23 protein-coding genes and 2 tRNA genes are annotated in these 21,063 nt (G+C 33.7%); 13 read left to right on the forward strand and 12 right to left on the reverse strand.

What is annotated here, in order from left to right; translation table 11 throughout:
• Positions 1–1,782: phosphoenolpyruvate carboxylase (locus tag ABJI11_RS15355; protein ID WP_348354099.1), on the forward strand; the 1,782-nt coding region annotated here is incomplete at its 5' end.
• A 69-nt stretch (positions 1,783–1,851) separates the two neighbouring features.
• Here the strand turns inward: ABJI11_RS15355 and ABJI11_RS15360 are convergent.
• The 12 genes from ABJI11_RS15360 to ABJI11_RS15415 form a co-directional block, all read right to left on the reverse strand.
• The gene (locus ABJI11_RS15360) at positions 1,852–3,345 is read right to left on the reverse strand and encodes a M20/M25/M40 family metallo-hydrolase (RefSeq protein ID WP_348354102.1); all 1,494 of its coding nucleotides are present in this window, start codon (positions 3,343–3,345) and stop codon (positions 1,852–1,854) included.
• A gap of 274 nt (positions 3,346–3,619) precedes the next feature.
• Positions 3,620–3,850, reverse strand: coding sequence for a hypothetical protein (locus ABJI11_RS15365; RefSeq protein ID WP_348354105.1), 231 nt, complete (start codon positions 3,848–3,850; stop codon positions 3,620–3,622).
• Between the two features lies 1 nt (position 3,851).
• Positions 3,852–4,616, reverse strand: a complete 765-nt coding sequence (trpA, locus tag ABJI11_RS15370) for a tryptophan synthase subunit alpha (protein ID WP_348354108.1) — start codon at positions 4,614–4,616, stop codon at positions 3,852–3,854.
• A gap of 7 nt (positions 4,617–4,623) precedes the next feature.
• Positions 4,624–5,808, reverse strand: coding sequence for a tryptophan synthase subunit beta (trpB, locus tag ABJI11_RS15375; protein WP_348354111.1), 1,185 nt, complete (start codon positions 5,806–5,808; stop codon positions 4,624–4,626).
• Positions 5,805–6,431 (reverse strand): phosphoribosylanthranilate isomerase, encoded by a 627-nt coding sequence (locus ABJI11_RS15380; protein WP_348354113.1) that lies wholly within the window; start codon positions 6,429–6,431, stop codon positions 5,805–5,807. Before ABJI11_RS15380 ends, trpB begins: the two co-directional genes overlap by 4 nt.
• On the reverse strand, positions 6,431–7,216 hold the full coding sequence (gene trpC, locus ABJI11_RS15385) for an indole-3-glycerol phosphate synthase TrpC (protein WP_348354116.1): 786 nt from the start codon (positions 7,214–7,216) through the stop codon (positions 6,431–6,433). The genes ABJI11_RS15380 and trpC overlap by 1 nt, the downstream gene beginning before the upstream one ends.
• Positions 7,217–7,261: 45 nt before the next feature.
• A complete protein-coding gene (trpD, locus tag ABJI11_RS15390) occupies positions 7,262–8,257 on the reverse strand; it encodes an anthranilate phosphoribosyltransferase (RefSeq protein WP_348354119.1) in 996 nt (331 codons plus the stop codon).
• A gap of 70 nt (positions 8,258–8,327) precedes the next feature.
• Complete coding sequence (locus ABJI11_RS15395) at positions 8,328–8,897, reverse strand: aminodeoxychorismate/anthranilate synthase component II (protein ID WP_348354122.1); 570 nt, start codon at positions 8,895–8,897, stop codon at positions 8,328–8,330.
• Position 8,898: 1 nt separating this feature from the next.
• Positions 8,899–10,296, reverse strand: a complete 1,398-nt coding sequence (locus ABJI11_RS15400; protein ID WP_348354125.1) for an anthranilate synthase component I family protein — start codon at positions 10,294–10,296, stop codon at positions 8,899–8,901.
• A 254-nt stretch (positions 10,297–10,550) separates the two neighbouring features.
• Positions 10,551–11,129: a YceI family protein gene (locus ABJI11_RS15405; RefSeq protein ID WP_348354128.1), complete on the reverse strand. Its 579-nt coding sequence runs from the start codon at positions 11,127–11,129 to the stop codon at positions 10,551–10,553.
• 30 nt (positions 11,130–11,159) lie between these two features.
• Positions 11,160–11,792 (reverse strand): NAD(P)H-dependent oxidoreductase, encoded by a 633-nt coding sequence (locus tag ABJI11_RS15410; RefSeq protein WP_348354131.1) that lies wholly within the window; start codon positions 11,790–11,792, stop codon positions 11,160–11,162.
• Between the two features lie 9 nt (positions 11,793–11,801).
• Positions 11,802–12,248, reverse strand: a complete 447-nt coding sequence (locus ABJI11_RS15415; protein ID WP_348354134.1) for a MarR family transcriptional regulator — start codon at positions 12,246–12,248, stop codon at positions 11,802–11,804.
• Between the two features lie 139 nt (positions 12,249–12,387).
• Here ABJI11_RS15415 and ABJI11_RS15420 point away from each other — a divergent pair, with 139 nt between their 5' ends.
• The 12 genes from ABJI11_RS15420 to ABJI11_RS15475 all read left to right on the forward strand — a co-directional run bounded on the left by ABJI11_RS15420 (position 12,388) and on the right by ABJI11_RS15475 (position 21,037).
• Positions 12,388–12,696 carry a rhodanese-like domain-containing protein gene (locus ABJI11_RS15420; protein ID WP_276494409.1) on the forward strand — a complete coding sequence of 103 codons (309 nt, stop codon included), beginning with the start codon at positions 12,388–12,390 and terminating at the stop codon, positions 12,694–12,696.
• A 57-nt stretch (positions 12,697–12,753) separates the two neighbouring features.
• On the forward strand, positions 12,754–14,031 hold the full coding sequence (locus ABJI11_RS15425; protein WP_348354137.1) for a DUF2851 family protein: 1,278 nt from the start codon (positions 12,754–12,756) through the stop codon (positions 14,029–14,031).
• 11 nt (positions 14,032–14,042) lie between these two features.
• On the forward strand, positions 14,043–14,270 hold the full coding sequence (locus ABJI11_RS15430) for a PspC domain-containing protein (RefSeq protein ID WP_073247339.1): 228 nt from the start codon (positions 14,043–14,045) through the stop codon (positions 14,268–14,270).
• 3 nt (positions 14,271–14,273) lie between these two features.
• Entirely contained in the window at positions 14,274–15,281 is a 1,008-nt protein-coding gene (locus ABJI11_RS15435) for a potassium channel protein (RefSeq protein WP_276494411.1), read from the forward strand.
• 87 nt (positions 15,282–15,368) lie between these two features.
• Positions 15,369–17,057 carry an alanine/glycine:cation symporter family protein gene (locus ABJI11_RS15440; RefSeq protein WP_348354141.1) on the forward strand — a complete coding sequence of 563 codons (1,689 nt, stop codon included), beginning with the start codon at positions 15,369–15,371 and terminating at the stop codon, positions 17,055–17,057.
• A 143-nt stretch (positions 17,058–17,200) separates the two neighbouring features.
• Positions 17,201–17,944: a helix-hairpin-helix domain-containing protein gene (locus tag ABJI11_RS15445; RefSeq protein WP_348354144.1), complete on the forward strand. Its 744-nt coding sequence runs from the start codon at positions 17,201–17,203 to the stop codon at positions 17,942–17,944.
• A gap of 11 nt (positions 17,945–17,955) precedes the next feature.
• Positions 17,956–19,125 (forward strand): acyl-CoA dehydrogenase family protein, encoded by a 1,170-nt coding sequence (locus ABJI11_RS15450; RefSeq protein ID WP_348354147.1) that lies wholly within the window; start codon positions 17,956–17,958, stop codon positions 19,123–19,125.
• Positions 19,126–19,225: 100 nt separating this feature from the next.
• A complete protein-coding gene (gene rpsU, locus ABJI11_RS15455; RefSeq protein WP_036155953.1) occupies positions 19,226–19,420 on the forward strand; it encodes a 30S ribosomal protein S21 in 195 nt (64 codons plus the stop codon).
• 90 nt (positions 19,421–19,510) lie between these two features.
• Positions 19,511–20,401: a tyrosine-type recombinase/integrase gene (locus tag ABJI11_RS15460; RefSeq protein ID WP_348354150.1), complete on the forward strand. Its 891-nt coding sequence runs from the start codon at positions 19,511–19,513 to the stop codon at positions 20,399–20,401.
• A gap of 47 nt (positions 20,402–20,448) precedes the next feature.
• Entirely contained in the window at positions 20,449–20,751 is a 303-nt protein-coding gene (gene raiA, locus ABJI11_RS15465; RefSeq protein ID WP_348354153.1) for a ribosome-associated translation inhibitor RaiA, read from the forward strand.
• Positions 20,752–20,854: 103 nt separating this feature from the next.
• A tRNA-Thr gene (locus ABJI11_RS15470) sits at positions 20,855–20,928 on the forward strand.
• A 27-nt stretch (positions 20,929–20,955) separates the two neighbouring features.
• Positions 20,956–21,037, forward strand: a tRNA-Tyr gene (locus ABJI11_RS15475).
• Positions 21,038–21,063 lie beyond the last annotated feature (26 nt).

Here is a 21,063-nt window from a genome sequence, read left to right on the forward strand (position 1 = left end):
ATTACTAGAGATGTAATGAACGAACTTCGTTTAACATTAATGAAATGTTATTACAATGACTTAAAAGGTTTGGTAAATAAACTAACTTTTAAAGATGTACAAGAGCCAATACAGAAATTGAGGTCAAACCTGTATACCGCAATGTTCGATAGTTCTAAAGATATTGGCTATGAAGATTTAATTGTTCCTTTAGAAGAAATTAGATTAATTCTTATTGAAAAATATCAAAGTCTTTACTTAAAAGATTTAGAGAAGTTCATTGATAAAGTGAAAATATTTAAAGTTCACTTTGCAACTATAGATATACGTCAAGACCACAGTATGCATACCAAAGTAATGGTTGAGGTTTTAAAAAAGAACGGATTAATTAAAGAAGAACTTAGTGAGTTATCTGAAGAGAAATTAATAGATATTTTATTACATGAGAATTTACATTTAGTTCCAGATGATTACAAGGAAGATATTGTAAAAGATACTATTAAAAACATACTACAGTTACAGACAATACAAGAGAAGAACGGTGAAGAAGGCTGTAATAGGTACATCATTAGTAATTCTGAAGATAAATTCTCTATTCTTTTTGTTTATGCATTGTTTAGATGGTGTGGTTGGGCGGGTAAAGAAATCACTTTTGATATAGTGCCACTTTTCGAGACTATGAATGGAATGGACACTGCACAAGACACCATGCAGTTTTTATTTAGTTTACCTGAATATAAAGCACATTTAGAAAATAGAAATAAAAAGCAAACCATAATGCTAGGTTTTTCTGATGGTACTAAAGATGGTGGTTACCTCAAGGCGAACTGGTCTATTTTGAAAACAAAAGAAGAACTTTCAGAAGTGTGCGATCAACATGATGTAGCAGCTGTTTTCTTTGATGGTAGAGGAGGACCACCGGCAAGAGGTGGTGGTAAAACACATCGTTTTTATGCAGCCCAAACAAACAAGGTTGCGAATAACGAAATTCAACTTACTATTCAAGGGCAGACTATTACCAGTACCTATGGTACAAAAGAGCAGTTTATTTATAATAGTGAGCAGTTGTTAACGGCAGGTTTGTCAAATACTATCTTAGAAAAAGAAATTGTTATATCTGACGATGACAGGAAACTTATAGAGGAGTTATCTGAAATGAGTTTTAAGAAATATGATGACTTAAAACATCATGATAAGTTCATGCCTTATTTAGAGAATATGAGTACTCTTAAGTACTATACCAAAGCAAATATTGGAAGTAGACCGGGTAAAAGAGGAAACAAGGCTAAATTAGAACTGTCTGATTTAAGAGCTATATCTTTTGTAGGTTCTTGGAGTCAGTTGAAACAAAATGTGCCAGGTTATTATGGTATTGGTACCGCTTTGAAAACATTAGAAGATGAAGGTAGGTTAGAAGAGGCTAAAAGATTATATGAAGAAGTACCGTTTTTTCAAGCTTTGATGATGAACAGTATGATGAGTCTTACTAAATGTTATTTTGAATTGACCAGCTATATGAAAGAGAATGAAGAGTATGGTGCTTTTTGGGAAATTCTTCATGCAGAGTATGAACTATCAAAATCAATGCTTTTAAAACTTTCAGGTATGGAAATATTGATGAAAAAAGAAGCAATTTCTAGAGAGTCAATTAAAATACGTGAGAATATAGTATTACCATTATTGGTGATACAACAATACGCGTTGCAGAGAATTGGCGAGGGTACGGAGTATAAAGAATTGTATGAGAAAATTGTTACAAGATCTCTTTATGGAAATATTAATGCTAGTAGAAACTCGGCGTAAGAAAAAGTAATTTATAAAAAAAAGGGGGCAATCATTTGCCCCCTTTTTTTATGCTAATATTCGGATGAATTAAATTTTAGTACTTAAGAGTGCATAAAATGTTTCTATACCATATGCAATTTGCCCAATTTTTAAATTCTCGTTAGGGCTATGTTGATTATTGTCAGCATTTACCATAGGTACAATAAATGCAGGTATTTTTAGCTCATTAATAAAAGGGGAAATAGGAACCGTACCACCCATGATTCTTATTTGAACCGGCTTTTCTCCAAACTTTGTTTCCATAGTTTTTACAATACTCTTCCCAAACGGATTATTCAAATCCGTACGAAACGCATCTGTTACCGTACCTTCTTTAATGGTCACTATTTTGTCATATTTCAAACGGTCATCCATAGTTGGTTCGGTACTCATTACATGAAAGCCTTGGTTTTTAATATGCTCTTTTACAAGGTTTTTAAGTCTTGTGCCATCAGATTCTGGAACGAGCCTTAAATCTAATTCTGCAGTGGCAGTAGCGGGTAGAATAGTTCTTGCTTGATCCCCAATCCATCCAGAACCTAAACCTCTAATATTTAAAGAAGGATACTGTAAAGCCTCTTGATAAAAACCACCTACTTTTTCAGGAGTTAAAATTGCTAGGTTCTTATTGATTTCTTCAATATTATCTGGGACACTCTTTAGAATTTCTAATGTTGAATCGTCTAAGGTGATTCCGTCATAATAACCTTTAATTAGAACTTTGCCATCTGCATCTTTCATAGTTGCTAGAAGTTGTGCTAATAGAAAACCTGGGTTAGGAGCGTAATTTCCATAATGACCACTATGCTGAGGTTTAATAGGTCCGTGAGTAGTAATTGATAATGTTGTAATTCCTCTGCAGCCATAAACTATTGTTGGTTTTCCAGAAACATGAACCGGACCATCATTTATAACTAAAAAATCAGCTTTAAGTAAATCTTTATAAGTGCGTACAGCTTGTGGTAATGGAGCGCTGCTTTTTTCTTCTTCACTATCTAAAATGACCTTTACATTATACGGTATGTCAATACCATCTTTTTTGAGCGCGTCAATAGCGTTTAAGAACATAATGATAGGTCCTTTGTCATCAGAAGTGGATCTGCCAAAAAGTCGCCAATCATAATTAATATCATCTTCTAGTTCAGAAAAGGATTCTTTCTTCCATCCATCATCAGATTTAGATTTTAAAACTACTTTGTAAGGGTCAGATTGGTCCCATTTTTTAGCGTCAACAGATTGCCCATCTAAATGCATATAAAACAAGATGGTAGGTTTGTTATCATCCATCGGTAAAGCTGCAAAAAATAACGGAAGACCTTCTGTCTCTAAAATAGTACTATTAAAACCTCTTTCTGTAAATTTCTTTCTAAGCCAAAAAAGGTTAGAATCAATATCATCGGCATTTAAAGCATCGTTTGGTATTGCTACGAATTCTCTTAATTCGGTTATAGCATTTGCTACTTTAGATTTTATTAAAATGGAGTCTTGAGAGTATCCAGAATAAAGGGAGATAAGTAATAGAAGGGCAAGTAATTTTTTCATGTTCGTTCTCGTGAATATATTCTTTAAATGTAAGCAAAATGCAGAGAACTAAGCCTCAATTAGATTATGGCAATTGTTAAGGTTTTCTATATTAGAAATAAATATGCTCAAAAGTGTAGGTTGGTAGTTGATTGTTATTGGTATTACCTATACAAAGTGAAGTAGTTATATTTTTTTATAGCGTATAGACTAAAAAAAGGTTGCCCTATAGGGCAACCTTTTTCATTATTTCAAAATACTTTGTGTATTCAACACCTATTTAGATAACTGAAATTTAATCTGAAGTTTTTGAGCTAAATATTTTCATCATAATCAATCTAATTAGAAGTACAAAAGGAAAACCGTGGAAAACGACATCGAACCAATCCATAAATACCATTCCATTTGCGCCACCAAAAAACCATTTTAATTTACCCAAAATATGAGGTTCAGGGAAAAATGGGGCTAAACCTAGGGTTAGGCATAGTAGAATAATCAGTTTCCAATTATTTAAAAATTCTTTCAACTTAGCGAATTAAGTTAGTAAACTCATCAGTTTTTTCAGTTCCGTTAGCTGTCAAATGCTTAATAAAGGCGGAACCAATTATTGCACCTTTAGCGGTTTTGGTCGCTTGCTTAAAAGTTTCTTCGTCTTTAATACCGAAACCTACTATTTGTGGGTTCTTTAAATTCATTGAAGCTATACGTTCAAAATAATTTTCTTGATCTTGACCAAAGCCAGATTTAGAACCGGTAACACTTGCAGAGCTAACCATATAAATAAATCCGTTAGAGGCGTCGTCTATCTGATGAATACGAGCATCACTAGTCTGTGGCGTAATTAGAAAAACATTTATGAGTCCGTATTTCTTAAAAATAGCCTCATACTCTGCTTGATACACATCTAGCGGTAGATCAGGTAGAATGAGTCCGTCAATACCAATTTCTTGACATTTTTTACAGAATGCTTCTACACCGTATTGCAACATTGGGTTAAAATAACCCATAATAATTAACGGAATAGAAACGGTTTTACGAATATCCTTTAGTTGATTGAAAAGAATTTCGGTAGTCATTCCATTTTTCAACGCAGCAGTAGAGCTTTCTTGAATTGTTGGTCCGTCTGCTAATGGATCACTGAAGGGTAATCCGATTTCAATCATATCAACACCGTTCTTTTCTAAATCTTCAATGATTTTAACGGTATCGTTAAGCGCAGGATAACCAGCGGTAAAATATATGGATAGAAGTTTTTTATCTTCTTGTAATCTTGTTGTAATTCTATTGCTCATAATAGTATTATGCTAACTTAAAATAATCTATATATGTGTTCAAATCTTTATCGCCACGACCAGAAAGGCTGATTACGACAACATCATCTTTTTTGAATTTTTTATGTTCAAAAATTGCAAATGCATGTCCTGTTTCAATAGCAGGTATAATACCTTCTAATTGGGATAGTTCTAAACCTGCAGCCATGGCTTCATCATCTGTTGCCGAATAAAACTCTGCACGACCAGATTTGTAAAGATGTGAATGCATAGGACCAACGCCAGGGTAATCTAATCCGGCAGAAATAGAGTAGGGCTCTGTAATTTGACCGTCTGTCGTTTGCATCAACATAGTTTTGCATCCATGTATTATACCAACTTTACCAAGAGCCGAAGTTGCGGCACTTTCACCAGAATTTACTCCTTTTCCGGCAGCTTCAACGGCAATAATACCAACCTCAGGTTCATGTAAGAAATGATAATATGTACCAGCGGCATTACTGCCACCACCAATACAAGCAACTACATAATCAGGATTTTCGCGCCCCTCTTTCTCTTTCAGTTGCCATTTTATCTCTTCTGATATTATAGACTGAAAACGAGTAACCATGTCTGGGTAAGGGTGCGGACCAATGGCAGAACCAATAATGTAATGTGTATCTACAGGATTGTTGATCCAATCTCTAATAGCTTCATTAGTTGCATCTTTAAGAGTTCTGCTTCCAGATTTTGCAGGTCTTACTTCAGCGCCCAACATTTTCATACGGGCAACATTAGGTGCTTGACGGGCAATATCAATTTCACCCATGTAAACGATACATTCCATACCCATTAAAGCACAGACCGTAGCAGTTGCAACACCGTGCTGACCTGCACCGGTTTCGGCAATAATTCTAGTTTTGCCCAATTTTTGGGCCATTAAAATTTGACCAATGGTATTGTTGACCTTATGGGCACCAGTATGATTAAGATCTTCTCTTTTTAAATATATTTTGCAGCCGTGCTTTTCAGAAAGGCGTTTTGCAAAATATAGGGGAGAGGGTCTACCTACATAATCTTTTAAAAGCTGATTGAATTCTTTTTGAAAAGAATCTTCGTACATCAGTTTTAAATAATTTTGTCGTAGCTCTTCAACGTTGGGGTACAACATCTCAGGTATATAGGCACCACCAAATTCTCCGTAGTACCCTTTTTCGTCAGCATTATAATTCATAGCGCTTCTTTAAACTTTTGTAATTCTTCAATGTTTTTCAAGCCTGGTTCTATTTCAAAAGAGCTATTCACATCAATGGCATAGCAATATTTAGATTCAGGCGTTTTCATAAACTCATTAATCTTGTTCAGATTATTTAAACCAATACCACCGCTTAGAAAGAAAGGTTTTGTCGATGGGTAATTTTTTAAAACAGACCAATTAAAGGTGTATCCGTTGCCGCCAGGTAATTTTCCTTTTGTGTCAAAGAGAAAATAGTCGCACACATTTTCATAGGGTTTCAATACTTCAAAATCAAATTCGTCTTTTATGGAGAACACTTTTATGATGTCTACTTTATATTTTAATTTTTTTAATTCAGTTGCAATTTTAGTGCAATATTCCGGACTCTCATGACCATGTAATTGTATCCCTTGTAACTGATATTTACTAGTCATATCAATGACATAATCAAATTCGGCATCAACAAATACCCCAACTTTGCTAATTGTATGTGGAAGTTCAGGAATCTCACCTTTAAAAAATCGAGATGAAGGTTCCCAGAAAATAAAGCCTAAATAGTCTGGTCGTAATTGTGCGACTTCAGTTGTATTCAGTTTCATTCCACAAATTTTAAGCTTCATCAGTTCTTAAGGTTTTTAATGAATTCATTAGCACTTTTACCAGGGTTATCAGTTTTCATAAAATTCTCACCTATTAAAAATCCTTCATAACCATAAGGTTTTAATTCTTTAATAGCTTCAACAGAACTTATTCCGCTTTCAGAAACCTTTACAAAATCATCTGGAATCAATTTTGATAACAATTTACTTGTATCTAAACTCACTTCAAAAGTCTTCAGGTTTCTGTTATTTACACCTAACATATCTAAACTTGGCATAATAGATTTATGAAGTTCTGCTTCATTATGAACTTCTAACAATACATCTAAGCCTAAGCTTTTTGCCAATTCAGAATACGTCTTAATTTCTTGTTTTGTTAATATGGCAGCGATAAGTAAAATGACATCTGCACCATTAGCTTTAGCTTCAATAATTTGGTATTCACTAATAATAAACTCTTTACGAAGTAAAGGAAGTTGAGCAGATGCACGTGCTAAAATTAAATCTTCAATAGAGCCACCAAAATATTTAATATCGGTAAGTATACTCATGCCACAAACGCCTGCTTTTTCATATCCTTTGGCAACTTGCCCAACATTAGCATTTTGGTTGATGCTTTCTTTAGATGGAGATCTACGTTTAAATTCAGAAATAATTCCTGTATCACTATTTTTAAGTGCTTGAGTCAAAGAAATTGTTTTTCTTTCAAAAAGCACAGAAGCCTCATGTTGAGAAACGGGTATAATCGACTTTTTTAAATCTACCTCTTTACGTTTGTCAGCTACTATTTTATCTAAAATATTCATATACTATTTGTTCTTTGCTATCTCGTTATTACGAGACACGAAGCTTTAATTTTTACTCAGTTCCTGTATTTTTTTCAAAGCAGTTAATCCGTGTCCACCTAATAAAGATTCTTTAGCTTTTTCAAAGCCTTCAAGAGGAGTAAGGTTCTTTACTGTAGCAATTGCAATACCTGCATTGGCACACACTACATTATTTTGAGGCTCAGTACCTTTACCTTGTAAAACATTAAGGAATATTTGCGCCGAAGTATCAATAGAATCTCCGCCAACAATATCACTTTGCTTTATTTGATTTACACCAAAATCAGATGGTTTTAGCATGCTTTCAGTATGATTAGAAATGGTTTTGGTATTTCCTGTAAGGGAAATTTCATCATAACCATCTAATGCATGAAGAACAGTAAAGTTTTTATCGGTTTTCTGATACAGATATCCGTACATGCGAGCTAATTCTAAATTGAAAACACCCACCATTTGGTTTTTAGGAAAAGCAGGATTTACCATAGGACCTAACATATTAAAGAATGTCTTTACCGCTAAGTCTTTACGAATAGGAGCTACATTTTTCATAGCAGGGTGAAATAGGGGAGCGTGCAATACACAAATACCAGCTTCATCGATACATTTTTCTAAGAAACCTGCATCATTACTAAATTTTATCCCTAAAAATTCCATCACATTACTACTACCACATTTAGAAGACACTCCGTAATTACCATGCTTAGTCACTTTAATGCCCGCGCCAGCGGTAACAAAAGAAGAAAGTGTAGAGATATTGAAGGTGTCTTTACCGTCACCCCCTGTACCACAAAGGTCAATAGGGTTGTAGGCAGATAAATCTACCGCCAAACATAAATCAAGTAATGCATCTCTAAATCCTTCAAGTTCCTCTATGGTAATACTACGCATCATATATACGGTTAAAAATGCCGCAATCTGACTAGTGTTGTAATCACCTTTGGCAATATTTACCAAAATGCGTTTAGCATCTTCTTTAGAAAGTATTTCGTGATTTATAAGTTTATTTAATGTTTCTTTCATTTTTTAAAGTATTACCTAGTTCGTATTGGTACGGCGCAGTCAATATTGCCCTCGTACTTGATACTTATTACTATGCTTTGGCGTTCAACCAATTCTCTAACATTTTTTTTCCTTGTGGTGTGAGAACAGATTCTGGATGAAACTGTACGGCACGTACATCATAGGTTTTATGGCGAAGAGACATAATTTGCCCGTTCTCATCAACCGAAGTAGCTTCTAAAACTTCTGGTAAATCAGTATTTACAACCCATGAATGATATCTACCTACTTCAATTTCACTGGGTACATCTTCAAAAATGACATCCTCTTTTGTGATTTTTATCGTCGTAGCAATGCCATGATATACTTTGTCAAGGTTTATTAAGGAACCTCCAAAAACTTCAGCAATGGCCTGTTGTCCTAAACAAACACCAAAGATACTTTTGGTAGGAGCGTATTTTTCTATAATCTGTTTTAATAAACCAGCTTCATCAGGTATGCCTGGTCCTGGAGAGAGTACAATTTTTTCAAAAGCATCAACCTCTTCAAGGGTAAGTTGGTCATTACGTTTTACAATTACCTCACAGCCTAATTCTTCTAAATAATGCACTAGATTGTAAGTGAAACTATCGTAATTATCTATAACTAATATTTTCTTCATTTTAAATGTCTTCAGCTATTTCTAATGCCTTGGTCAAAGCTCCTAGTTTATTGTATGTTTCTTGTAATTCGCTTTCTGGGTCTGATGCAGCAACTAATCCGGCACCGGCCTGATAATGCAATTTGTGATTCTTGCTTAGAAAAGTTCTAATCATAATGGCATGATTGAAGTTTCCAGAAAAATCCATAAAACCTATAGCTCCGCCATAATAACCACGACTGGTTTTTTCATATTTTTCAATAAGCTGCATAGCCATGTGTTTTGGCGCACCGCTTAATGTACCGGCAGGAAAAGTATCTGCAACCACTTTCATGGTAGGTATATCACTTTTCTTCATTCCCGTTACCTTAGAAACCAAGTGTATTACATGAGAGAAGAATTGTACCTCCCTATAATTTTCTACCTGTACTACACTACCGTTTCTACTAAGGTCGTTACGGGCAAGATCAACTAACATGACATGCTCACTGTTTTCTTTATTATCCGTTTTCAATTCTTTGGCAAGTTGAGCATCCTGTTCATCATTTCCGGTTCTTTTAAATGTGCCGGCAATAGGGTGAATTTCAGCCTTGCCTTCACTAACGATTAGTTGGGCTTCTGGTGAACTGCCAAATATTTTAAAATCACCATAATCAAAATAAAACAAGTATGGAGACGGATTAACAGAACGTAATGCTCTGTACACGTTAAATTCATCACCTTTAAAACCTTGAGAAAAACGACGGCTTAAAACAAGCTGAAACACATCGCCACGTTGACAGTGTTTTTTAGCTAAGTCTACATGTTCTCTATACTCAGCATCTTCTAAGTTAGATTCTCTTTCACCCTCTATTTTAAAATTGTAAGTAGCAAAGTTTCTAATGCTTAAAAGTTGTTCTAATTCTGGTATATTATTTTCGGTATTATAGCAATGTGCAAATAGGTAAGCTTCATTTTTATAATGGTTTATAGCAATGATATTTTGATAAACGGCATAGTAAATATCTGGAATATGAACAGAGTCATCTTTAACCGAAATATCTACATCTTCAAAATACCGAACAGCATCATAAGCCATATAGCCGAATAACCCGTTGTTAATGAATTTATAGTCATTGTTATCCGCCTTAAAAGCTTTGCTGAAATTATCTATAATCTCTACAACGTTTGTTTCAGGGGAAATTTTAATTTCTTCGGTAACCCCATCAGGAAATTGTTTAACAATGATTTCATTTTCTATTTTAATAGAAGCGATAGGGTTACAACATATATAGGAAAAGCTATTGTTGTTAGCGTGGTAATCGCTACTTTCTAATAATATACTATTAGGAAAACGGTCTCTAATTTTTAAATAAACGCTTACTGGCGTCATGGTATCGGCAAGAATTTTTTTGTGATATGTCTTAAATTGATAGGTCATAGCTACTTTTATAAAATAAAGAAGGCTTGTCGTGATGACAAGCCTTTATATAGTTTTACTACAATGATGCTTTGCTCACGATGTTTTTCGTAAGTTGTTCCACCACCAAGTATTTGCGATTAAATTTTTCATTGAGCATCAAATATAAAAAGGAAATTTAAACTTTCAAACTTTACTTTGTCAAAAATAAAAATCCCTTTGAATATATCTCAAAGGGATTTTAAATTGTTGTAATATGATTCTTTTAGAAGCTATTATAGTGCTAAATCTACTACCAAATCAAAATCGTCATAAATAGCTTTGTCTCCTAAATTATCAAAAAAGCTTCCTGAACCATATTTAATATCAAATTTAGTTCTGTCAACTTTTACGGTTGCGGTAGCCTTGTTTTCAAACATAGAAACTACAAGTGTAACAGGCTTTGTAATACCTTTAATAGTTAAGTCTCCGGTTACAGTGTATGAATTGTCGTTCATAGCTTTAACAGAAGTAAAAACTAATTTAGAAGTAGGGTTGTTTTCAACACCAAAAAAATCTGCAGATTTTAAATGACCTTCTAATTTTCCTTTTCCAGCTCCATCGAGGTCTGTATTGGCAAGCGTTGTCATATCTATAACAAACTCACCTCCAATTAATTTTTCACCTTTCATTTCTAAATGACCAGATTTTAATTGAATTGTACCTGTGTGGGCCCCAGTTACCTTGTAGCCTTTCCAAGTAACGGTACTCTCGCTAACTTTTACTTCTTTTTTTTCTGACTCAATAGGGGTAGAAGCTGTTGCTGTTAATCCGAAAACGGCAACGAATACTAAACTTAATAATGATTTTTTCATGTGTCTAATTTTAAAATGATTGTGTTTAATTTATATATGTGTAATTATTTGTTCTTTAGAATATCTCACTTTAGGGTAATTTTGAGTCTCGTCTTCAGAAGACCTGTAGCCAACAGCTAAAACAACAGCAGCATTTAAACCTTTATCGCTAAGACCTAAAATTTCATTGTATTGCTCTTTGTCAAAACCTTCCATAGGGCAGGTATCTATTCCTATTTCTGCGGCAACAGTTATTAAATTACCTAAAACAATGTATGCTTGGTTTGATGTCCATAAGTTTTTTTGGGTATCCGGTAAATCTAATAAAGTTGATTTCATAGTTTGTGAAAAACCTTCTAAATCATCTTTAGATAGTCCTCTAATTGCCATGATATTTTGAATATAATCATCTATCATAGTACCATCAAAAGTAGGTTTGTTTGCTAAAACAATGATGTGGGAAGCATCTGTTATTTGTGGTTGGTCATAAGAAGCTTTTCTTAATTGAGTTCTTATGTCCGCATTTTCAATAACGTATATGTGGTAAGGCTGAAGACCGTATGAAGAAGCTGTTAACCTTGAAGCTTCTAGTAATGTATTTAAATTCTCGCTGCTCACTTTTTTAGAGCTATCGAATTTTTTAGTAGCATAGCGCCAGTTTAAATTATCTAGTAATGTGTTCATTTATTTTACTTAAAATTTATTTAATAGTTCATTGAGTTGTTGCAATTCTGTCCCGTCAAAATTTTTAAGTATTCTCTTTTCGGCTTCAAAAAGTATTCCATCAATTTTATTTAGTATGTTTAAGCCCTCTTCTGTAATTACAATTTCAACTTTGCGCCTGTTTTTTAAACAGACGTTTCTATTGGCAAACCCCTTTAATATTAATTTATCGACTAGGCGAGTGGTATTACTCATTTTAGTTACCATTCTTTCGTTGATAGTGGAAAGATTTGCTGGTTTACCATTTTGACCTCTAAGAATTCTTAAAACATTAAATTGTTGAATAGAGATATCAAAAGGTTTAAGTACCATTGCTATTTCTTCGTCAATTTTATTAACAACCAGGGCTAAATGAATAAGCGTCCGTTTTTCTAACGGCATCTGATGGTTGGTTTTAATGATCTCTTCTACATTCATGTTTGTACAATAATTGTATATACAAATGTATATCTATTTTTAGTATTTCACTTTATGTGTAGATTAAAAATTTGTTAAATTCGTAAGTAGTAATAGAATAAAGAAAAATCGATTAATTTTACTACTTATAATATATACTATGGCAGATTTATCACAACAAGATTGGGAAGAGCAGTTAGAGAAAGATTCTAATGCAGTAATTTTAGATGTAAGAACAGAAGAGGAAATAGAGGATGGTATCATACCTAATGCTCTAAATATTGATATTTATAAAGGACCTGAGTTTGTAGCAGAACTTGAGAAACTTGATAAAACTAAAAATTATTACGTGTATTGTAGATCAGGTGCCAGAAGTGGTCAAGCATGTGCAATTATGAATAACCTAGGTTTTGACAAGACATTTAACCTTCAAGGAGGATTTATGAATTGGGAAGGCGAAACAGCATAATTTCATTTCTTTTTAAAAAAATGACCCGCTTAACGGCGGGTTTTTTATTTTTATAGAATGAAGGAAGACTTGCTTCACTTTATTTGGAAGTATAAAAAGTATCCTATTAAGGGGCTTGTCACTACATCTGGTGAAGTGGTACATTTAGTATCTGCCGGTTTGCATAATCATTTAAGTGGACCAGATTTCTTTAACGCTCAGGTAGAATTGAACGAACAATTATGGGCGGGTAATGTTGAAATTCATTTAAAATCATCAGATTGGTATGCGCATAATCATCAAGAAGATGATAGCTACAATAATGTAATTCTTCACGTAGTTTGGGAAGATGATGTAACTGTATTTAGAAAAGATGGAACTGAAATACCTACATTGTCTTTAAAGGAATATATACCCTTAAAGCTTTTGCATACCTATCAAGAACTTTTCAATAGTAAAAATTATAAATTCATTAATTGCGAAAATGAGTTTACAGGGGTTGATGAGTTTTTGAAAAACAATTGGCTAGATCGTTTGTTTGTAGAGCGATTAGAACAAAAATCAGTTTTTATTAATCAACTATTAAAAGAAACTAACAATGATTGGGAGCAGGTGTTGTTCTTAATGCTATTAAAAACCTTTGGTTCTAAAATAAATAGAGAATCTTTTATTGAGATAGGAAAGTCAATTGATTTTTCAATAATTAGAAAGTTATACCACAAGCCACTTCTAATGGAAAGTTTGTTTTTAGGGCAGGCAAGTTTATTAAATAAAACAAATGACGGTGATACTTACTTTGCCGAATTGAAAAAAGAATATGAATTCTTGAAACATAAGTTTAGTTTAAACCCTGTTTTTAAGTCTCCTGAATTTTTTCGATTAAGACCATCAAACTTTCCAACCATTAGACTAGCTCAATTGAGTGCTCTATATGCTGAAAATAATAATCTCTTTCATTTGTTGATAGAAAATGAACATACCGACTATATTAAAATCTTAAATATAGGTACATCTGAATATTGGGAAACCCATTTTAATTTCGGTAAAATTTCAAAAAAGAGTAAAAAGGGTATTTCGAATTCATTTTTAAATCTTCTGCTCATAAATACTATAATTCCTTTAAAGTTCGCCTACAATCGTTATAAAGGTGGGTTAGAAAATGAAAGATTTCTAAAGATGATGTCAGGAATTAAAAAGGAAGAAAACAGTATAATATCTAAGTTTGGTAAACTAGGAGAAACGCTTGAAAATGCTAAGGATTCTCAGGCATATCTTCAGTTATACACTAACTATTGTGTAAAGGACAAATGTTTAGAATGTGCTATTGGGGCTTCATTAATGAATATAAAAGGCTAATTTTATACATTATGAACGTATTTTATAAATTACTACATTATTTTCAAAAGAGAGGATATGAGGTATGCGGTAGAATAGCGGAACGATTAGGTATAAGAGCTAGAGTGGTAAGAACATCGTTCATTTATCTCACCTTTGTCACTGTAGGCTTTGGTTTTGCTCTTTATTTGTTCTTGGCTTTTTGGCTTAGAATAAAAGATTTGATTTATACCAAACGAAATTCAGTTTTTGATCTTTAACATATGATGAAATTATTTAAGTCTAAAATATATTTAGCATTGACTTTAATGCTGATGGTTTTGGCTTTTGGGGTTTTAGGATATCGTTTTGTGGCAGACTATTCTTGGGTAGATGCATTTTATATGACCATAATAACGGTAACCACTGTTGGTTTTTCAGAGGTAAGGCCAATGGGACCTGAAGGTAAAATATTCACTATCATCCTTATTGTGACAAGTGTATTCATAGTTGGTTTTGCTATAACTATAGTTACTGACTACCTGCTCTCTAGAAATTCAGTAGAACTGCTAAAAAAGAAAAAAATGAAAAATGCTATTGCAAATTTAAATCAGCATGTTATCGTATGTGGTTTTGGTAGAAATGGTATGCAAGCTGCAGAAAGGCTTAAGGCATATAAAAGACCATTTGTGGTGATAGAGAAAGATAAAGAGGTGATAGAGCGCTATGAAGATGATGTCTTGTTTATAGAAGGCGATGCCAATGATGATGATGTATTGTTAGAGGCGGGTATTGAGAGAGCACAATATTTAATAGCTACTTTGCCAGATGATGCTGCAAATTTATTTGTAGTACTGTCGGCAAGACAAATGAAAAAGAATCTTTTTATTATCAGTAGGGCTTCTTTAGTGAATTCTCAGAAAAAATTATTCTTGGCAGGAGCAAATAAGGTAATTATGCCAGATAAAATTGGAGGTGATCATATGGCATCATTAGTGGTAATGCCAGACCTTATCACTTTTATGGACAAGCTCTCTATGGAGGGTGAACATACTACTAATTTAGAAGAGGTAGCCATAGAGGATTTTGCGGATCAGATTGAATGTAATTCTTTGAGAGATTTAGATTTACGAAGAAAAACAGGATGTACTATAATAGGTTATATTTCACCGGATGGTGAGTATACTATAAACCCAGAAGCTGATATGGAATTACAGCCAAAAAGTAAGGTTATAGTATTGGGTAGACCAGAACAAATTAAGAAATTGAACGAAATGTTTAACATAGAATAATCATCTTTCTACCATATATATTTGATTGCATCCATTATTTTTAGGATATTGCTAGACAAACTAACTCAAAAAATAAATTCTAAACTTATGAAGTATAAACTTCTAAACCTGTTTACCTTTTTATTTCCCTTTTTAATATTTTCTCAAGAGCAAGGATTAGATCAACAAATTGATCAAGCCTTTCAACCCATCTCCGACTTCTTTTCAGCGGTAATTTTCTTTAATGTTTGGCATGATCCAGACATACCGTTCGTACTAGTATTATTAGTAGGTAGTGCATTATTTTTTACAATATATTTTGGGTTTCCTAACATTAGATTTTTTGGAAAAGCCATTAATACCGTTCGCGGTAAGTATGAGGATATAGAAAAACATGGAGCGCAAAATCTTTATGGTGAAGATGGTATTGCTCAAGGTCAAGATTTGACTAATGTAGATATAGAAGACCATCTAGTTAGTATGGAAAATGATTTGGCTATTGATGGCGATATCATTGATACTATTAGAGATGAAAGCTCAGAAGGTGAAGTAAGCCATTTTCAAGCATTGGCAACTGCAGTTTCCGGTACAGTTGGTAACGGTAATATTGCAGGTGTAGCTTTGGCTATTGCCTTAGGTGGACCTGGTGCTACATTTTGGATGATCGTATGTGGACTTTTAGGTATGTCGTCAAAATTTGTGGAATGTACGCTTGGTGTTCAATATAGAGATGTAGGTGAAGATGGCACTGTTTATGGTGGTCCAATGTACTATATTAGTAAAGGTCTTAAGGAAAGAGGCTTTGAAACCATAGGTAAAGTTGCTGCTGTTATTTTTGCAATTTTTTGTATTGGTGGTTCTTTTGGTGGTGGTAACGCGGCTCAGTCAAACCAAGCTACTATCGTAATCAAAGAACTTTTTAACTGGCAAAGTACTGCAGCCGGGGCTATTGTGGGTCTTGTGTTGGCAATCCTTGTTGGTGTAATAATCATTGGTGGTATTAAGCGTATTGCTCAAGTAACTGAAAAAGTAGTGCCATTTATGGCGGTAATGTATATTGTTGCTTGTCTATATATCATCCTTAGTAATTTTTCACTTGTAGATGACGCTATTTCTTTAATAGTAACAGAGGCATTTAACCCTACGGCAATTGGTGTGGGTAGTCTTATTGGTGTGCTGTTGGTTGGTTTTAAAAGAGCGGCATTTTCAAATGAAGCAGGTGCGGGTTCAGCATCTATAGCCCATTCTGCGGTAAGAACAAAATATTCTGCTTCTGAAGGTTTGGTAGCTTTATTAGAGCCTTTCATTGATACTGTAGTTATTTGTACAATGACAGCGATAGTAATTATCATCTTTAATTTTGGTGGTGCATTTACTTATGGCGGTGATGGTACAGGTTCAGTTTTAATAGATGGTATGCCGTATGAAGGTGCTGGTATTACTGCTGTTGCTTTTGCTGAGTATATACCTTATTCTAATATATTCTTGACTATAGCGGTAGTGTTATTTGCGGTTTCTACCATGATTTCTTGGTCTTATTACGGGCTACAGTCTTGGAAATATTTATTCGGTAGAGGTAAAACAGCTGATATGGTTTATAAATTATTGTTCTGTACGTTTATAGTAATTGGAGCAGCGGCAAGTATGAAATCTATTTGGGCTTTTTCAGATGCAATGATATTTGCAATGGTATTCCCAAATATGGTAGGTCTGTTCTTCTTGTTCCCAGTTGTGAAAAAACAATTAAATAGATATTTAGATGCGATCAAACTAAAGTATGATGCTATAGAAGATTAAGAATTGTCATGAATTCATTTAAATCCCACTTTAAGTTCAATAAACAAGAACGAAGTGGGATTTTCTTTTTGCTGTTTTTTCTGATAAGTATTCAAATAGGGTATTATCTGTACAATACATACACAGTCAATCAATCTACACCCTTGCAAATTGATAGTGTGGCTCAAGCTGAAATAGATTCTTTGAAAATTGTAGCGTTAGAAAAAGATACTGTTCGCATATTTCCTTTCAATCCAAATTTTATTACTGATTTTAAAGGGTATACATTAGGTATGTCAGTTGTTGAAATAGATAGGTTACATGTTTTTAGAAGTAAAGAAGAATTTGTGAATTCGGCTAAAGAGTTTCAAGACGTTACAAAAGTATCAGATTCATTACTAGGTATTATTTCTCCATATTTTAAATTTCCAGAGTGGACTCAGAATAGAAAGAGGAAAACAGCATTTAAATCAAATACATTTAGCCAGGATAATAAACTAAAGAAAGTTGTCTGGAAAGATTTAAATACAGCAACGGCAGAAGAGTTACGGAAAGTAAGAGGAATAGGGGAGAAATTATCGGCTAGAATAATTAAGTTTAGAGATCGCCTGGGCGGGTTTTTAATTGAAGATCAATTACAAGATGTTTATGGTCTAGAGCCAGATGTTGTGGAAAGAGCTTTAAAGCAGTTTAAAGTAGTGACCAAGCCTAATATTTTAAAAATAAATGTAAATACTGCTACTGTTGAAGAATTGTCTAAATTGATATATCTGCAAAAACACGTCGCTCAGAGCATTGTAAATTATCGTAATCTCAACGGAAGTATCAATTCTTTGAACGAATTAGTAAAAATTGAGAAATTTCCGTCAGAGCGTATTAATAGAATTGCTTTATATTTGTCATTATAAAAAAAAACGCTATGCAAAGTATGTACTTCACAGAAGAACATCAATTATTTAGGAACAGCCTAAAAGATTTTTTACAGAAAGAAGTAGTCCCACATATAGATAAGTGGGAAGAAACAGGAACTATAGAAAGGTTCATTTGGAAGAAATTTGGAGATATGGGCTATTTTGGCCTAGCGACGCCTGAAGAAGATGGTGGTCTAGGTCTTGATCTTTTCTATACTATTATTCTGTTAGAAGAGTTGCAAAAGATAAATTCTGGAGGTTTTGCAGCCACTATGTGGGCACATGCTTATTTGGCAATGACCCATTTAAATAAAGAGGCAGATTCCTTTTTAAAGGAGAAGTATTTACGACCTAGCGTAAATGGCGATAAAATTGGTTGTTTGTGTATTTCAGAACCTTTTGGGGGTAGTGATGTAGCGGCAATGAGAACAACGGCAGTAAAGCAAGGTGATCATTATGTGTTAAATGGTTCCAAAACGTTTATCACAAATGGGGTCTACGCTGATTACATGATCGTGGCGGCAAAAACAAGTCCTGAGTATGGTAATAAAGGAATTAGCATTTTTGCAGTAGATAGAAACAGTGAAGGGGTAACAGCTAATAAATTAAATAAATTAGGTTGGCGAGCGTCAGATACTGCTGAATTGGCTTTTGATAATGTCAAGATTCCTGTAGAAAACCTAATGGGTGAAGAAGATATGGGATTCTCATATATAATGGAGCATTTCTCTTTAGAACGATTGATAATGGGTGTTAATGCTCATGCAAGAGCAGAGCATGTTTTGGACTACGCATTAAATTACATGTCAGAAAGGGAAGCTTTTGGTAAATCTATAAATAAATTTCAGGCACTTAGACATAGAGTAGTTGATCTACATGCGGATATAGATATGTGTAAAGAATATAATTATTCTGTTGCCTACCGTTTGGATAAAGGGCAGTATGTAGTTAAAGAGGCGACTATATCAAAACTAAAATCGACAAAAGTTGCTGACGAAGTAGCTTATGAATGTTTGCAATTTTTAGGTGGTTACGGTTATATTGAAGATTACCCAATGGCACGTAACTTTAGGGATAGTAGGTTGGGACCAATAGGTGGTGGTACATCAGAAATATTACGAGAAATTATTTCTAAAATCATTATTGATAAGAAAGAATACAAGCCAGCTACGGTGTAGTTGGTCAAATTTAAATTTTAAAAATTAGTTTAAAGGTTGTCGGTTTAAATATAGTTACTATATTTGCAGCCTTAATCACAAAAGAGAGGAGGTTTAGCCCATGTTAATAATACCAGTAAAAGAAGGAGAAAACATCGATAGAGCTTTAAAGCGTTTCAAGCGTAAGTTCGATAAGACAGGTACAATGAGACAGTTACGTAAGCGTCAACAGTTCAATAAGCCATCAGTTGTTCGTAGAGCACAGATACAAAAAGCAGAATACATTCAAGGTCTAAGAGATCAAGAAGAAGTTTAGACTTTGTCGTACAAAATATAAAATCCCGCAATTTGCGGGATTTTTTTTGCTCAAATTTCAGTAAACTCAAAACTTTGATACCTTTAGATAATGTTTTTAAGTGAATTTATTTCTTATCTCTCTTTGGAGAAAAATTATTCTAAACATACGGTTAAGGCGTATGAGAATGATTTACTAGAATTTAAAAATTTCTGCTTAACTAATTATGATGTTAATGATATTGATAACATTGAATATAATATTATTCGATTTTGGATAGTTGAATTGTCTGAAAATAAAATCAACAATAGGTCGATTAATAGAAAAATAGCATCGCTGAAAGCTTATTTTAAGTTTCTTCAAAAAATAGAAGTAACAGATGTAAATCCGTTGAACAAGCACAAGGCATTAAAGACGGCGAAGAAAATTGAGATTCCCTTCTCCGAATTAGAGATGGAAAAGGTGTTGTCTGAAATAGAGTATAAAGAAGATTTTGAGGGGAGAAGAGATGAGCTGTTGATACATGTGTTGTATGTAACGGGTATGCGTAGGGCAGAGGTTATAGCCTTAAAAGTGGTAGATGTGGATTTTGAAGCGATGACGATCAAGGTCTTGGGTAAACGCAATAAGGAAAGAATTATACCTATGCTTGTTGAGACCAAAAAGAAGTTTGTAGATTATTTAGAAGGTCGAGAGAAATTAAGTGAGGTGGTTGATGAAGATACTATGTTCTTGACGAAGTCAGGCAATAAATTGTATGAAACACTTGTTTATAGATTAATAAAAAAGTATTTTAGAAAGGTTTCCTCGAAGGTAAAGACGAGTCCGCATATTCTTAGGCACACTTTTGCAACGCATCTATTGAATAAAGGAGCAGATTTAAATGCTGTTAAAGAGTTGCTAGGTCATTCTAGTTTGGCTTCTACTCAAGTTTATACGCATAATAGTATTGCAGAGTTAAAGAAAGTTCATGCAAAAGCTCATCCTAGGGGAAATAAATAATTATTGTTAAATCAGGCTAAATTCTTAAAGCCATAAATTTTCTGACTATGAAAGTAAATATGCAATCGGTAAATTTTAATGCAGACGATAAGTTGATTAATTTCCTTCAAAATAGACTTGACAAAGTGGAAACCTTTTATTCTAAGGTGATTAGCTCAGATGTTTATATGAAAGTGGAGAATACAAGTGCTAAAGAGAATAAAATAGTTGAGATTAAAATTTCGGTTCCTAAAGATAAATTTGTGGTAAAAAAACAATGTAAATCATTTGAAGAGGCTGTAGACTCGGCTTGTAGTTCCCTGGAACGTAGGCTAATAAAGCAAAAAGAAAAAATAAGATTACATGCGTGATAAAAATTTTTCAAAATTTGTTTTGAATAAACAAAAAATACTATACATTTGCAGTCCGTTAGAAATAGCGGGCTTTTTTATGACAGAAAAAGTCGTGAAATAAGCCGATGTAGCTCAGCTGGCTAGAGCAGCTGATTTGTAATCAGCAGGTCGTGGGTTCGAGTCCCTCCATCGGCTCTTAAGTTCTTTAAAATATTAGTTTGAGGGGAGATACTCAAGCGGCCAACGAGGGCAGACTGTAAATCTGCTGACTACGTCTTCGCAGGTTCGAATCCTGCTCTCCCCACTAAACTATTTTATAGAGAATTTTAT

The organism is Maribacter sp. (genome assembly GCF_039968975.1).
Lineage (GTDB): Bacteria > Bacteroidota > Bacteroidia > Flavobacteriales > Flavobacteriaceae > Maribacter.

Excerpts from the sequence above, each read along its gene's own strand:
- ABJI11_RS15360 (WP_348354102.1), bottom strand. The coding sequence starts at position 3,345 with ATGAAAAAATTACTTGCCCTTCTATTACTTATCTCCCTTTATTCTGGA.
- trpA (WP_348354108.1), bottom strand. The coding sequence starts at position 4,616 with ATGAGCAATAGAATTACAACAAGATTACAAGAAGATAAAAAACTTCTA.
- trpB (WP_348354111.1), bottom strand. The coding sequence starts at position 5,808 with ATGAATTATAATGCTGACGAAAAAGGGTACTACGGAGAATTTGGTGGT.
- ABJI11_RS15380 (WP_348354113.1), bottom strand. The coding sequence starts at position 6,431 with ATGAAGCTTAAAATTTGTGGAATGAAACTGAATACAACTGAAGTCGCA.
- trpC (WP_348354116.1), bottom strand. The coding sequence starts at position 7,216 with ATGAATATTTTAGATAAAATAGTAGCTGACAAACGTAAAGAGGTAGAT.
- trpD (WP_348354119.1), bottom strand. The coding sequence starts at position 8,257 with ATGAAAGAAACATTAAATAAACTTATAAATCACGAAATACTTTCTAAA.
- ABJI11_RS15395 (WP_348354122.1), bottom strand. The coding sequence starts at position 8,897 with ATGAAGAAAATATTAGTTATAGATAATTACGATAGTTTCACTTACAAT.
- ABJI11_RS15400 (WP_348354125.1), bottom strand. The coding sequence starts at position 10,296 with ATGACCTATCAATTTAAGACATATCACAAAAAAATTCTTGCCGATACC.
- ABJI11_RS15405 (WP_348354128.1), bottom strand. The coding sequence starts at position 11,129 with ATGAAAAAATCATTATTAAGTTTAGTATTCGTTGCCGTTTTCGGATTA.
- ABJI11_RS15410 (WP_348354131.1), bottom strand. The coding sequence starts at position 11,792 with ATGAACACATTACTAGATAATTTAAACTGGCGCTATGCTACTAAAAAA.
- ABJI11_RS15415 (WP_348354134.1), bottom strand. The coding sequence starts at position 12,248 with ATGAATGTAGAAGAGATCATTAAAACCAACCATCAGATGCCGTTAGAA.
- ABJI11_RS15420 (WP_276494409.1), top strand. The coding sequence starts at position 12,388 with ATGGCAGATTTATCACAACAAGATTGGGAAGAGCAGTTAGAGAAAGAT.
- ABJI11_RS15425 (WP_348354137.1), top strand. The coding sequence starts at position 12,754 with ATGAAGGAAGACTTGCTTCACTTTATTTGGAAGTATAAAAAGTATCCT.
- ABJI11_RS15430 (WP_073247339.1), top strand. The coding sequence starts at position 14,043 with ATGAACGTATTTTATAAATTACTACATTATTTTCAAAAGAGAGGATAT.
- ABJI11_RS15435 (WP_276494411.1), top strand. The coding sequence starts at position 14,274 with ATGATGAAATTATTTAAGTCTAAAATATATTTAGCATTGACTTTAATG.
- ABJI11_RS15440 (WP_348354141.1), top strand. The coding sequence starts at position 15,369 with ATGAAGTATAAACTTCTAAACCTGTTTACCTTTTTATTTCCCTTTTTA.
- ABJI11_RS15450 (WP_348354147.1), top strand. The coding sequence starts at position 17,956 with ATGCAAAGTATGTACTTCACAGAAGAACATCAATTATTTAGGAACAGC.
- rpsU (WP_036155953.1), top strand. The coding sequence starts at position 19,226 with ATGTTAATAATACCAGTAAAAGAAGGAGAAAACATCGATAGAGCTTTA.
- ABJI11_RS15460 (WP_348354150.1), top strand. The coding sequence starts at position 19,511 with ATGTTTTTAAGTGAATTTATTTCTTATCTCTCTTTGGAGAAAAATTAT.
- raiA (WP_348354153.1), top strand. The coding sequence starts at position 20,449 with ATGAAAGTAAATATGCAATCGGTAAATTTTAATGCAGACGATAAGTTG.